Genomic DNA, 13,671 nt, shown 5'->3' with positions numbered 1-13,671 from the left:
GGTCGGCGATTAACCGTCCTTCTCGATTTCACAGAGTAGCGGATGCTGGCTTTCCCTGGCGTACTGGTTGACCTGCATGGCCTTGGTCTCCGCGATGTCGCGGGTAAACACTCCACATACTGCCCGTCCTTCTGTATGAACGGCCAGCATGACCTTGGTCGCCAGCTCGCGATTCAGGTTAAAAAACACCTCGAGCACTTCGACGACGAAATCCATCGGTGTGTAGTCATCGTTGAACAAAACCACCTTGTACATCGGCGGCGCCTGTAGAGCAGGCTTTGCCTCCTGAACAGCAATGCCTGCGGAATCGTCGTCGTGTAAATCAGGGCGATCCTGATTGAATGTTAGTCGAATCTGGCTGATTGCATGCATGGAAAGAAAGGTTCGTCAGTTGTTCAAATACAGTGGTGGGGGCGACTATCAGCGATTTCAACTCCGACTGCCGGTCAGCTTGACTATCGGCAAAAGGGTGTTACAACCAATAGAGCCCACAGTGGGTAAAAAAGGTCCGCGGAGTCAAACTTATTTACAGGTTCGACTGCGGATGTACTGGATGATACTCCAGTGATGGAGTCTGTTGCAGAGGGAGTTGGGTATGGCAGTCGGCAAGGTGAAGTGGTTCAACAACGCCAAGGGTTACGGTTTCATCAACGAGGAAGGCAAGACAGAAGATCTGTTTGCCCACTACTCGACGATTAAAATGGAAGGCTATAAAACCCTGAAAGCCGGGCAAGCTGTCGTATTCGACATCATCCAGGGCCCCAAAGGCCTGCATGCAGTCAACATCGGTGCCCCTGCGGATACGGCGATCACTTCTTCGACTACCGTGCCGCAAACCGTTACAGCTTAAGCGCACACCGTCGCCCAGTCATAAAAAAACCGCCTGACTCAACTTCTTGAATCAGGCGGTTTTTGTGTACCTGCGTTTTCTTACATGTGCGAGATCAGCGCATCACCGAAACCGGAGGACGACACCAGTTTCGCGCCCTCCATCAGACGCTCGAAATCATAGGTCACGGTCTTGGCGGAAATCGCGCCATTGGTGCCCTTGATGATCAGGTCGGCCGCTTCGGTCCAGCCCATGTGGCGCAGCATCATTTCAGCGGAGAGGATCAGCGAACCCGGGTTGACCTGGTCCTTGCCGGCGTACTTCGGCGCCGTACCGTGGGTGGCTTCGAACATGGCCACGGTGTCGGACAGGTTGGCACCCGGTGCGATACCGATACCGCCCACTTCCGCCGCCAGGGCGTCGGAGAGGTAGTCACCGTTCAGGTTCAGGGTCGCGATCACATCGTATTCGGCCGGGCGCAGCAGGATCTGCTGGAGCATGGCGTCGGCGATGGCATCCTTGACGATGACGTTCTTGCCGGTTTTCGGGTTCTTGAACTGCATCCACGGACCGCCGTCGAGCAGGGTCGCGCCGAATTCCTCAGCAGCCACTTCGTAGGCCCATTCCTTGAAGGCGCCTTCGGTGAACTTCATGATGTTGCCTTTGTGCACGATGGTCAGCGAATCGCGATCATTGTCGACCACATATTGCAGAGCCTTGCGCGCCAGACGCTTGGTGCCTTGCAGCGAAACCGGCTTGACACCGATACCGCAGTTCTCGTCGAAACGGATCTTGGTGACGCCCATTTCTTCTTTAAGAAACTTGATGACCTTGGTGGCTTCCGGCGTACCGGCCTTCCACTCGATGCCGGCGTAGATGTCTTCGGAGTTCTCGCGGAAGATGGTCATGTCGACATCGCCTGGCTTCTTGACCGGGCTAGGCACGCCTTCGAACCAGCGCACCGGGCGCAGGCAGACATACAGGTCGAGTTGCTGGCGCAGGGCCACGTTCAGCGAACGGATGCCGCCACCGACCGGGGTGGTCAGCGGGCCCTTGATGGAAACCACGTAATCCTTGACCGCGTCCAGGGTTTCCTGAGGCAGCCAGGTATCCTGATCGTAGACCTGAGTCGCCTTTTCCCCGGCGTATACCTCCATCCAGGAAATCTTGCGCTCGCCACCATAAGCCTTCTTAACAGCAGCATCGACAACCTTGATCATGACCGGGCTGATGTCGACACCAATGCCGTCGCCTTCGATGAAGGGGATGATCGGGTTATTAGGAACATTGAGAGAATGGTCTGCATTGACGGTGATTTTGTCGCCGACGGCTGGAACCTGAATCTTCTTGTAACCCATGCTGAACTCCATTGATTGGATTGAACATCTGGCTTGGTTCGAGCGTAACCCAGTTGAATCGGCGCGCAAACCCTATGTTCTATCCATATGCCGCAAAGCCGCACAACCAGCGGCCTACAAGCCTGAAAGCAAAGGGAAAAACGCCAAACTCAAGCACGACGAATGACCTTACGCCCTCCTCGCCCCTGCGACCTTTAGACCAATGGACGACATTCGTTGCGTATGAACCATCGGCAGATTGCCAGCTACCTATGTATAATGCCGCCGCTGACTAAAGGGTCACGACGGACTGAGCAGCCTGCCGCTTGATAAATAGCGACGAGTGTTTACGCCCAAAGTCGGTCTGTTACCGCAGCCCGACTGCATGACGCCCTACTGATGCACCCAACATCACAGCAACGAAACCTCGATATTCGGCTCATGGATGACTTTGAACGAACGCGCTTACCCGGCGCCCTCGAGTTTCTGCGCACGCTTTAGCAAAGAAGAGAGAGTTAATCCGAATATGCCCACCCGCTCGAAGATCATCTATACCTTCACCGACGAAGCTCCTGCCCTCGCCACCTATTCACTGTTGCCTATCGTAGAGGCGTTCACCGCCTCGGCTGATATCGCCGTTGAAACCCGCGATATCTCTCTTGCAGGGCGCATCCTGGCCAGCTTCCCCGAGCAACTGGGCGACAAAGCCGTAGCCGACCACCTCGCCGAACTGGGCGCCCTGGCCGTTACGCCTGAAGCCAACATCATCAAGCTGCCGAACATCAGTGCTTCGGTTCCACAACTGCAAGCCGCGATCAAAGAGCTGCAAGCCCAGGGCTACAACCTGCCGGACTACCCGGAAACCGTGACCTGCGACGCCGACAAAGAAGCCAAGGCGCGCTACGACAAGGTCAAGGGCAGCGCCGTGAACCCGGTTCTGCGTGAAGGCAACTCCGACCGTCGCGCTCCGCTGTCGGTCAAGAACTACGCGCGCAAGCACCCGCACAAAATGGGCGCCTGGGCCAAGGACTCCAAGTCCCACGTCGCGCACATGAGCACCGGCGATTTCTACGGCAGCGAAAAAGCCGCCCTGATCGACGCCGCTGACGCCGTGAAAATCGAACTGATCGCTCAAGACGGCACCGCCACCGTCCTGAAAGAAAAGACCAGCGTACAAGCCGGTGAGATCCTCGATTGCGCGGTCATGAGCAAAAACGCCCTGCGCAGCTTCATCGCCGCCGAAATCGAAGACGCCAAGGCACAAGGCGTGCTGCTGTCGGTTCACCTGAAAGCGACCATGATGAAGGTCTCCGACCCGATCATGTTCGGCCAGATCGTTGCCGAGTTCTATAAAGACGCACTGGCCAAGCACGCTGACGTGCTGGCACAGATCGGCTTCAACCTCAACAACGGCATCGGCGACCTGTACGCTCGCATCAAGGCCCTGCCTGCTGAACAGCAAGCGGCCATCGAAGCTGACATCCAGGCGGTCTACGCCGCTCGCCCTTCCCTGGCGATGGTCAACTCCGACAAAGGCATCACCAACCTGCACGTACCGAGCGACGTGATCGTCGACGCCTCGATGCCGGCGATGATCCGTGACTCCGGCAAGATGTGGGGCACCGACGGCCAGTTGCACGACACCAAGGCCGTGATCCCGGATCGCTGCTACGCCACCATCTACCAGGCCGTGATCGAAGATTGCAAAGCCAACGGCGCCTTCGACCCGACCACCATGGGCAGCGTGCCGAACGTTGGCCTGATGGCGAAGAAAGCCGAAGAGTACGGCTCCCACGACAAGACCTTCCAGATCAAGGCTGACGGCGTAGTTCGCGTCACCGACAGCAAGGGCACCCTGCTGCTGGAGCAGTCGGTCGAAGCCGGCGACATCTTCCGCATGTGCCAGACCAAAGATGCACCGATCCAGGACTGGGTCAAACTGGCGGTCAACCGTGCTCGCGCCAGCAGCACGCCGGCGATTTTCTGGCTGGACCCAATGCGCGCCCACGACGGCGTGGTGATCGAGAAAGTTCAGGCCTACCTGAAGGATCACGACACCGCCGGCCTGGACATCCAGATCATGTCGCCTGTCGACGCCATGAAGTTCACCCTGCAGCGCACCCGCGAAGGCAAGGACACCATCTCGGTGACCGGCAACGTACTGCGCGACTACCTGACCGACCTGTTCCCGATCATGGAACTGGGCACCAGCGCCAAGATGCTGTCGATCGTGCCGCTGATGAACGGCGGTGGCCTGTTCGAAACCGGCGCTGGCGGTTCGGCGCCGAAGCACGTTCAGCAACTGCTGGAAGAAAACTTCCTGCGCTGGGATTCGCTGGGTGAATTCCTGGCCCTGGCCGCATCCCTGGAACACCTGGGCGTGACCTACAACAATCCAAAGGCGCTGGTACTGGCCAAGACCCTGGACCAGGCCACCGGCCAGTTCCTGGACAACAACAAGTCGCCATCGCGCAAAGTCGGCAACATCGACAACCGCGGCAGCCACTTCTACCTGGCGCTGTACTGGGCTCAAGCCCTGGCCGCCCAGACCGAAGACACTGCACTGCAAGCGCAGTTCGCGACCCTGGCCAAAACCCTGACCGAGAACGAGGCGACCATCGTTGCCGAACTCAACGCCGTTCAGGGCAAGCCAGTGGACATCGGCGGCTACTACCACGCCGACGCCGAGCTGATCAGCAAGGCCATGCGTCCAAGCGCAACCTTCAACGCGGCGGTTGCAGCGTTGGTTTAAGGTTGTAACGAAGCACCACAAACCCCGGCCATGTGCCGGGGTTTGTGTTTTCTGGCCTTCACACAAATTTATCTCTGGGAACCCGCCCCTGTGGGAGCTGGCTTGCCAGCGATGACGGTTTACCATTCAACAGCAATATTGACTGACCCACCGCTATCGCTGGCAATCCAGCTCCCACAGGGGCCGGGTTTTAATGCTCAAAACCGAGGACAACTCATGGATTGGCTACCCCACATTACCGTCGCCACCATCGTCGAAGACAATGGCCGCTTCCTGATGGTCGAAGAACTCAAGCACGGTCGCCTGGTACTGAACCAGCCCGCCGGCCACCTGGACCCGAACGAGACCCTGACCGAAGCCGCCGTTCGCGAAACCCTCGAGGAAACCGGCTGGGACGTCGAACCGACCGGCGTACTGGGCATTTACCTCTATACCGCCCCGAGCAACGGCGTGACCTACCAGCGGGTGTGCTTCATCGCCAAACCACTGAAACATCGCCCGGATTATCAACTTGACGACGGCATCGTCGGCGCCAAGTGGTTGACCCGCGACGAATTAATGGAACAACGCGACAACTGGCGCAGCGAGTTGATCATGCGCTGCATCGACGACTATCTGGCAGGCATTCACTTCAACCTTGAATTGATCCGTCCTTCTCTTTAGCCATGCAGGCTCCAGCCTGTTAGAATCGCGTCCTTTTTCAAGACACTCATTGAATCCCTATGCGTGATCCAGCCCCTTCTGACACACAAAAGAAGCGCGTCATTGTCGGCATGTCCGGCGGCGTGGACTCTTCCGTTTCCGCCCTCCTGCTGATCGAGCAGGGTTATGAGGTGGAAGGCCTGTTCATGAAGAACTGGGAAGAAGACGATGGAACCGAATACTGCACCGCCATGGATGACCTGGCGGACGCTCAGGCCGTGTGCGACAAGATTGGCATCAAGCTGCACACCGCCAACTTCGCTGCCGAGTACTGGGACAATGTGTTCGAGCATTTCTTGGCTGAATACAAGGCCGGACGCACGCCGAACCCGGACATCCTGTGCAACCGCGAAATCAAGTTCAAGGCGTTCCTCGACTACGCCATGATGCTGGGCGCCGACCTGATCGCCACCGGCCACTACGTGCGTCGCCGCGACATCGATGGCCGCACCGAACTGCTCAAGGGCCTGGACCCGAACAAGGACCAGAGCTACTTCCTGCACGCCGTCGGCGGCGAACAGATCGCCAAGACCCTGTTCCCGGTCGGCGAACTGGAAAAACCGCAAGTGCGCGCGATTGCCGAGAAATACGAACTGGCGACCGCGAAGAAGAAGGACTCCACCGGGATCTGCTTTATCGGCGAGCGCCGTTTCAGCGATTTCCTCAAACAGTACCTGCCGGCACAACCGGGCGAGATCAAGACCACCGAAGGTGAAATCATCGGCCGTCATCATGGCCTGATGTATCACACCATCGGCCAGCGTCAGGGCCTGGGCATCGGCGGCCTGAAAGACGCCAGTGACGAGCCGTGGTACGTGCTGATCAAGGACCTGGAGCACAACGAACTGATCGTTGGCCAGGGCAATGACCACCCGTGGCTGTTCTCCCGCGCCCTGCTCGCTTCCGATATCTACTGGGTCAACCCGATCGACCTGAGCCAGCCACGCAAGCTGACCGCCAAGGTTCGTTATCGCCAGAGCGACCAGCCCTGCACCCTGGAAAAAACCGCTACCGGTTATCGCGCGACCTTCGATGATCCGCAACGCGCGGTCACTCCAGGCCAGTCCGTGGTGTTCTATGACGGTGAAATCTGCCTCGGCGGCGGTGTGATTGAAGTCGCCGAGCCGTGGACGAGCAAGGGCCAGGCCCTATGAACCCGATTCAGGAGCAACTGACAGCACTGGGCGGCGTGTTTCTCGCCGCGGTGCTGGTGGACAGGATTGCCAAGAGCGGCCAGACCAACGAGGCTGGCCTGAGCTGCATGCTCGGCAGCCTGCTGATCCGCGACCCCAAGGACACCCTGGAAGTCTATGGCGGCGATGACATCAACCTGCGTGAAGGCTATCGCGCCCTGATCGGCGCCCTCGAGCGCGATCCGAGCGCCCTGCAGCGCGAGCCGCTGCGCTATGCCCTGGCCATGCTCGGTCTTGAGCGCCAACTGGCAAAACGTGGCGACATGCTCGAGGTGATCGGCAAGCGTTTGCCGCAGATTCAGTCCCAGGTCGAACACTTCGGCCCGGCTCACGAAAATGTGATCGCCGCCTGCGGCGCACTGTACCAGGACACGCTGAGCACCCTGCGCCAACGCATCCAGGTGCACGGCGACATGCGCAACCTGCAACAACCGAGCAACGCCTCGAAAATTCGTGCCCTGCTGCTGGCCGGCATCCGTTCTGCACGCCTGTGGCGGCAATTGGGCGGTCATCGCTGGCAGTTGGTGATCAGCCGTCGCAAATTGCTCAAAGAGCTTTACCCCTTGATGCGTAACGAATAACCCGCATCGACAGTACCGAACTCTGCAATACGCGTAATACGCCGGTCAGTTGGCGACGGACCGGCGGATTTTTTCATGTATGATACGCGCCCCATTTCGTTGCCCGACTGTCCGAGAACACCCCATGCAGCTCTCTTCGCTCACTGCGGTTTCCCCTGTTGACGGCCGCTACGCCGGCAAAACCCAGGCCCTGCGCCCAATTTTCAGCGAGTACGGCCTGATCCGTGCCCGCGTTCTGGTTGAAGTGCGCTGGCTCCAGCGCCTGGCCGCTCACCCTGCCATCAGCGAAGTGCCGGCGTTCTCCGCCGAAGCCAACGCTGTGCTCAACACCCTGGCGGAAAACTTCTCTCTGGAGCACGCCGAGCGCGTCAAAGAGATCGAGCGCACCACCAACCACGACGTCAAGGCCATCGAATACCTGCTCAAAGAGCAAGCGGCCAAGCTGCCGGAACTGGCCAAGGTCAGCGAGTTCATCCACTTTGCCTGCACCAGCGAGGACATCAACAACCTGTCCCACGCCCTGATGCTGCGCGAAGGCCGTGATGACGTGATGCTGCCGCTGATGCGCCAGACCGCCAACGCCATCCGCGAATTGGCCATCCGCTTCGCCGACGTGCCGATGCTGTCGCGCACCCACGGTCAACCGGCCTCGCCGACCACCCTGGGCAAAGAACTGGCGAACGTGGTTTACCGCCTGGAGCGCCAGATCGCTCAAGTCGCTGCCGTTCCACTGCTGGGCAAGATCAACGGCGCTGTCGGCAACTACAACGCCCACCTGTCGGCCTACCCTGAGATCGACTGGGAAGCCAATGCCCGCGCCTTCATCGAAGACGAGCTGGGCCTGGGCTTCAACCCGTACACCACGCAGATCGAACCGCACGACTACATTGCCGAGCTGTTCGACGCGATCGCCCGCTTCAACACCATCCTGATCGACTTCGACCGCGACATCTGGGGCTACATCTCCCTGGGTTACTTCAAACAGCGCACCATCGCTGGCGAAATCGGTTCGTCGACCATGCCGCACAAGGTCAACCCGATCGACTTCGAAAACTCCGAAGGCAACCTGGGCATCGCCAACGCACTGTTCCAGCACCTGGCGAGCAAGCTGCCGATCTCCCGCTGGCAGCGCGACCTGACCGACTCCACCGTACTGCGCAACCTCGGCGTCGGCTTCGCCCACAGCGTGATCGCGTACGAAGCCAGCCTCAAGGGCATCAGCAAACTTGAACTCAACGAGCAGAAGATCGCCGCTGACCTGGACGCTTGCTGGGAAGTATTGGCCGAGCCGATCCAGACCGTGATGCGTCGCTACAACATCGAAAACCCGTACGAAAAACTGAAAGAATTGACCCGCGGCAAGGGCATCAGCCCTGAAGCGCTGCAGACTTTCATCGACGGCCTGGACATGCCAGCCGCCGCCAAGGCCGAGCTGAAACTGCTCACCCCGGCGAACTACATCGGCAATGCCGTGGAACAAGCCAGACGCATCTGATCGATCGCTAGACCCTTTGAAGACGCCCGGCCGCGCCGGGCGTTTTTATTCCCGTCTGAAAAGTGCATTTTTTCAATAGGTTACACATGAATCCTGATATTCCTCTTCAACTTCTGGGCGGCATCACGGCACGGGAATTCCTGCGCGATTACTGGCAGAAAAAGCCGCTGTTGATCCGCCAGGCGATTCCTGATTTCGAAAGCCCGATCGACGCCGACGAACTGGCCGGCCTGGCGCTGGAAGAAGAAGTCGAATCGCGCCTGATTATCGAGAATGGCGAGCGCCCATGGGAATTGCGTCGCGGCCCGTTCGCCGAAGATGAATTCAGCAAGCTGCCTGAGCGTGACTGGACCCTGCTGGTTCAGGCCGTGGATCAGTTCGTCCCGGAAGTCAGCGAACTGCTGGAAAATTTCCGCTTCCTGCCGAGCTGGCGCATCGACGACGTGATGATCAGCTACGCCGCGCCGGGCGGCAGCGTGGGTCCACACTTCGACAACTACGACGTGTTCCTGCTGCAAGGCCACGGCAAGCGCAACTGGAAGATCGGCCAGATGTGCAACGCCGAGAGCCCGATGCTGGCCCACGCCGACCTGCGCATCCTCTCCGAATTCGAAGCCACCGATGAATGGGTGCTGGAACCGGGCGACATGCTCTACCTGCCGCCACGCCTGGCCCACTGTGGCGTCGCCGTGGATGACTGCATGACCTACTCGGTGGGTTTCCGCGCGCCGAGCGCCGCTGAAGTGCTGACCCACTTCACCGACTTCCTCAGCCAGTTCCTGTCGGACGAAGAACGCTACACCGACGCCGACGCCTTGCCGACTGCCGACCCTCACCAGATCCAGCGCGATGCACTCGACCGCCTCAAAGGCCTGCTGGCCGAGCACATGAGCGACGAGCGCCTGCTGCTGACCTGGTTCGGCCAGTTCATGACCGAGCCACGCTACCCGGAACTGGTGGTGGGTCCGGAAGACGTCGAAGAAGAGGACTTCATGTCCGCCCTGGAGCAAGGCGCGATCCTGATTCGCAACCCGAGCGCGCGCCTGGCATGGTCCGAAGTCGATGACGACCTGCTGCTGTTCGCCAGCGGCCAGAGCCGTTACCTGCCGGGCAAACTGCGCGAACTGCTGAAGATGATCTGCGCCGCTGACGCGCTGCACGCCGACAACCTCGGCGAATGGTTGAGCGATGAAGACGGCCGCGGCCTGCTGTGCGAACTGGTCAAGCAGGGAAGCCTGGGGTTTGCCGATGAATAAGATTCACGTACGTGTCGCAGACTGGCAAAAGGACAACGCCGAGATCCGGCGCATTCGTGAGACGGTGTTCGTCGCCGAGCAATCCGTTCCGCCAGAACTGGAATGGGACGCCGATGACATTGATGCAGTGCATTTCCTCGCTTACGAAGGCGACTTTCCAATCGGTACCGCGCGCCTGTTGCCCGATGGACATGTTGGCCGGGTCTCGGTGCTCAAGGACTGGCGCGGCCTGAAAGTCGGCGATGCGCTGATGCAAGCGGTCATCGGCGAAGCCGAAGAGCGCGGACTCAAGCAGCAGATGCTCAGCGCCCAGGTACAAGCCACGGCGTTCTATGAGCGCCTGGGCTTTCACATGGTCAGTGAGGAGTTCCTGGAAGCCGGGATTCCGCATGTGGACATGGTTCGGCATTCGGCCTGAGCCCCCTCGCCACAAAAGCAACATGCAAGCACCACAAAACGCCCCGCTCTCTTCGGATACCGGGGCGTTTTGCTGTCTACGATTCAACTAGCGCCACTACGGGCCGACAAACTGGCAATATCAACTCATGCACCTGTAGGAGCGAGCTTGCTCGCGATGCACCTGAGAGCGCCGCGGGGTGTCAGGCTTCACGCATTATCGTTGACGACCATCGCGAGCAAGCTCGCTCCTACACACACCACAAAGCCGGAGATAACGGATATGTCCCTACGCACCCTGCTCACCACCCTGCTGCTGGGCTGCAGTTTTTCGGTGATGGCAGCCACAGAAATCGTCCCCCTCAAGTACCACACCAGTGCCGATCTTCTGCCGGTGGCGCAGGATTTCGTCGGCAAGGACGGACAGGTCAGCGCCTACGGCAATCAACTCATCGTCAACGCCGATCAGCGCAAGATCGACGAACTTAAAGCCCTTCTTTCCCAACTCGACACGGCGCCCAAGCGCCTGCTGATCACTGTCGACACCAGCGACAACAACTTCCAGGGTGACCAGGGTTCTTCAGCCAACGGCGCCAAGACTCGCATCATCAACTACAGCACCGACAGCCGTGACGGCGGCATTCAGCAAGTGCAGGCCAGCGAAGGCGCACCGGCGCTGATCCAGGTCGGCCAGAGCGTGCCACTGACCAGTTCGCAGACCGATTCCTATGGCGACCTGCGCAACCAGACCGAATACCGCAACGTCACCCAGGGCTTTTACGTCACCGCAAACGTCACCGGCGACATCGTTCACCTCTCGATCAGTACCAACCGTGACCGCATGAGCCAGGAACGTCCCGATGTAGTGAACGTGCAAAGTACCGACACAACCGTCACCGGCCACCTCGGTGAGTGGATCCTGCTGGCCGGGGTCAATGGCCAGACCCAGGCCGACAAACAGGGCCAGACCCGCAGCTACTCAACCCAGAGCCGCAACGACATGACTTTGCGGGTGAAAGTCGACACCTTGGACTAAACCACCGAAAACTGACTGGCGAGTCGTATTAGACCAAAGATGTAGTGCCTGAAAAAAAGCACTACAAAACGTTTGACGAGCCTAAAAAGCGAAGGCATGATGGCCTCGCTCCCGCTAATCAGGGGCCCTGGCAAGGGCCTTCGAGGCGATGTTCGCACCTACCCCGCGAACCGCTTCGTGTCTGTACCGCCCACAAGGTGTGTTTGACGAGGTTGTCGACTGGAACGAAGTTGTCCCGAGGGACGGAAGCGTAATAGGTAACCCGGCAGCACACTGATGTTCGTACCAAGGCCCACGACGCCCGAATGCGCCCGCAGTTCGCCTTTACCTGCTCACTTCCCCTCGAGCCCATCGTTCATCCCGTCGCCCTCCCCGCCGAATCCGACTTGACCGTTTAAGCTTCTGGTCAGCGAGCGCAGGAATTTTCCACCGCAGAACAACTTTTCATAAAGACGCGACGAGGTTTATCTCCCATGGCACTGACACGCGAACAGCAAATTGCAGCCCTCGAAAAAGACTGGGCTGAAAACCCGCGCTGGAAAGGCGTGACACGCACTTACTCCGCTGCTGACGTCGTCCGCCTGCGTGGCTCGGTTCAACCTGAGCACACCTTTGCAAAAATGGGCGCCGAGAAGCTGTGGAACCTAGTCACCCAGGGTGCCAAGCCAGCCTTCCGTCCTGAGAAAGATTTCGTCAACTGCATGGGCGCCCTGACCGGCGGCCAGGCTGTACAACAAGTCAAAGCCGGTATCCAGGCGATCTACCTGTCGGGCTGGCAGGTTGCTGCGGACAACAACTCCGCCGAATCGATGTACCCGGACCAGTCGCTGTACCCGGTGGACTCGGTTCCAACCGTGGTCAAGCGCATCAACAACTCGTTCCGTCGTGCCGACCAGATCCAGTGGAAAGCCGGCAAGAACCCGGGCGACGCTGGCTACATCGACTACTTCGCACCGATCGTGGCTGACGCTGAAGCCGGTTTCGGCGGCGTACTGAACGCCTACGAGCTGATGAAGAGCATGATCGAAGCAGGCGCCGCCGGCGTTCACTTCGAAGACCAGCTGGCTTCCGTGAAAAAATGCGGCCACATGGGCGGCAAGGTACTGGTTCCGACCCAGGAAGCCGTACAGAAGCTGACCGCTGCCCGTCTGGCAGCTGACGTCGCCGGTACCCCGACCATCATCCTGGCCCGTACCGACGCGAACGCCGCTGACCTGCTGACGTCCGACTGCGACCCGTACGACCAGCCATTCGTGACTGGCGAACGTACCCAGGAAGGCTTCTACAAAGTGCGCGCCGGCCTGGATCAAGCGATCGCCCGTGGCCTGGCCTACGCTCCGTACGCCGACCTGATCTGGTGCGAAACCGCCAAGCCGGACCTGGACGAGGCTCGTCGCTTCGCTGAAGCGATCAAGAAGGAATACCCGGACCAACTGCTGTCGTACAACTGCTCGCCTTCCTTCAACTGGAAGAAAAACCTGGACGACGCGACCATCGCCAAGTTCCAGCGCGAACTGTCCGCCATGGGCTACAAGCACCAGTTCATCACCCTGGCCGGCATTCACAACATGTGGCACAGCATGTTCAACCTGGCGCACGACTACGCCCGCAACGACATGACTGCCTACGTGAAGCTGCAGGAGCAGGAATTCGCTGACGCCGCCAAGGGTTACACCTTCGTGGCCCACCAGCAGGAAGTGGGCACCGGCTACTTCGACGACATGACCACCGTGATCCAGGGTGGCTCGTCTTCGGTAACCGCGCTGACCGGTTCGACTGAAGAAGAACAGTTCCACTGATCTGCTTCGCCTGAGACATCAGCCGCTGCGGGCCGAATAGAAAGCTAACCGCAGCGCTGCACATCTGACGCCCCGACCGCCTGGTTCGGGGCGTTTTTTTGCCTGCGATTTCACCAACACCACACTCTCCCTGTAGGAGCGAGCCTGCTCGCGAAAAACTCAAGGACGCCGCTGGGGAATCTGGTTCCCCGCGTTATCGTTCACGACCATCGCGAGCGAGCTCGCTCCTACAAGTAACGCCCATATAAGACAACTTCCCGAGTATCTGAAGGACAAGCAGTATAAAAACCAAGCC

Annotated in this window: 13 protein-coding genes; 11 read left to right on the top strand and 2 right to left on the bottom strand. The window is 59.3% G+C overall.

Annotated elements, in window-relative coordinates:
• Window positions 1-9 precede the first annotated feature (9 nt).
• Window positions 10-372 carry an ATP-dependent Clp protease adapter ClpS gene (gene clpS, locus AB7M25_RS10885; protein WP_015094394.1) on the bottom strand — a complete coding sequence of 121 codons (363 nt, stop codon included), beginning with the start codon at window positions 370-372 and terminating at the stop codon, window positions 10-12.
• A 223-nt stretch (window positions 373-595) separates the two neighbouring features.
• Here clpS and cspD point away from each other — a divergent pair, with 223 nt between their 5' ends.
• On the top strand, window positions 596-850 hold the full coding sequence (gene cspD, locus AB7M25_RS10880; protein WP_429396226.1) for a cold shock domain-containing protein CspD: 255 nt from the start codon (window positions 596-598) through the stop codon (window positions 848-850).
• Between the two features lie 80 nt (window positions 851-930).
• On the opposite strand, the gene icd is transcribed toward cspD, so the two are convergent.
• On the bottom strand, window positions 931-2,187 hold the full coding sequence (gene icd / locus AB7M25_RS10875) for an NADP-dependent isocitrate dehydrogenase (protein WP_007972065.1): 1,257 nt from the start codon (window positions 2,185-2,187) through the stop codon (window positions 931-933).
• On the opposite strand from icd, the gene AB7M25_RS10870 reads away from it, so the two are divergent.
• From AB7M25_RS10870 to aceA, 10 genes are all read left to right on the top strand, one after another.
• Window positions 2,186-2,353 (top strand): hypothetical protein, encoded by a 168-nt coding sequence (locus AB7M25_RS10870; protein WP_162831814.1) that lies wholly within the window; start codon window positions 2,186-2,188, stop codon window positions 2,351-2,353. The genes icd and AB7M25_RS10870 overlap by 2 nt on opposite strands.
• Before the next feature lie 339 nt (window positions 2,354-2,692).
• Entirely contained in the window at window positions 2,693-4,918 is a 2,226-nt protein-coding gene (locus AB7M25_RS10865) for an NADP-dependent isocitrate dehydrogenase (protein ID WP_429517121.1), read from the top strand.
• Between the two features lie 216 nt (window positions 4,919-5,134).
• Window positions 5,135-5,581, top strand: coding sequence for an NUDIX hydrolase (locus tag AB7M25_RS10860; RefSeq protein ID WP_454237271.1), 447 nt, complete (start codon window positions 5,135-5,137; stop codon window positions 5,579-5,581).
• Window positions 5,582-5,640: 59 nt separating this feature from the next.
• Window positions 5,641-6,774 carry a tRNA 2-thiouridine(34) synthase MnmA gene (gene mnmA, locus AB7M25_RS10855; RefSeq protein ID WP_007972086.1) on the top strand — a complete coding sequence of 378 codons (1,134 nt, stop codon included), beginning with the start codon at window positions 5,641-5,643 and terminating at the stop codon, window positions 6,772-6,774.
• A complete protein-coding gene (gene hflD, locus AB7M25_RS10850) occupies window positions 6,771-7,394 on the top strand; it encodes a high frequency lysogenization protein HflD (RefSeq protein ID WP_007972088.1) in 624 nt (207 codons plus the stop codon). The genes mnmA and hflD overlap by 4 nt, the downstream gene beginning before the upstream one ends.
• 124 nt (window positions 7,395-7,518) lie before the next feature.
• Window positions 7,519-8,889, top strand: a complete 1,371-nt coding sequence (gene purB / locus AB7M25_RS10845; RefSeq protein ID WP_007981277.1) for an adenylosuccinate lyase — start codon at window positions 7,519-7,521, stop codon at window positions 8,887-8,889.
• 86 nt (window positions 8,890-8,975) lie between these two features.
• Window positions 8,976-10,145 (top strand): ribosomal protein uL16 3-hydroxylase, encoded by a 1,170-nt coding sequence (locus tag AB7M25_RS10840; RefSeq protein WP_104447782.1) that lies wholly within the window; start codon window positions 8,976-8,978, stop codon window positions 10,143-10,145.
• Window positions 10,138-10,563 (top strand): GNAT family N-acetyltransferase, encoded by a 426-nt coding sequence (locus AB7M25_RS10835; RefSeq protein WP_032829897.1) that lies wholly within the window; start codon window positions 10,138-10,140, stop codon window positions 10,561-10,563. Before AB7M25_RS10840 ends, AB7M25_RS10835 begins: the two co-directional genes overlap by 8 nt.
• 261 nt (window positions 10,564-10,824) lie before the next feature.
• Complete coding sequence (locus AB7M25_RS10830) at window positions 10,825-11,577, top strand: secretin N-terminal domain-containing protein (protein WP_429383056.1); 753 nt, start codon at window positions 10,825-10,827, stop codon at window positions 11,575-11,577.
• 473 nt (window positions 11,578-12,050) lie between these two features.
• Window positions 12,051-13,376 carry an isocitrate lyase gene (gene aceA / locus AB7M25_RS10825; protein ID WP_007970439.1) on the top strand — a complete coding sequence of 442 codons (1,326 nt, stop codon included), beginning with the start codon at window positions 12,051-12,053 and terminating at the stop codon, window positions 13,374-13,376.
• The last annotated feature ends 295 nt before the right edge of the window (window positions 13,377-13,671 follow it).

This window comes from Pseudomonas sp. AP3_22 TE3818, from assembly GCF_053628995.1.
Note: the sequence above shows the minus strand (reverse complement) of the source record. Positions and strands in the feature narration are given on the sequence as shown.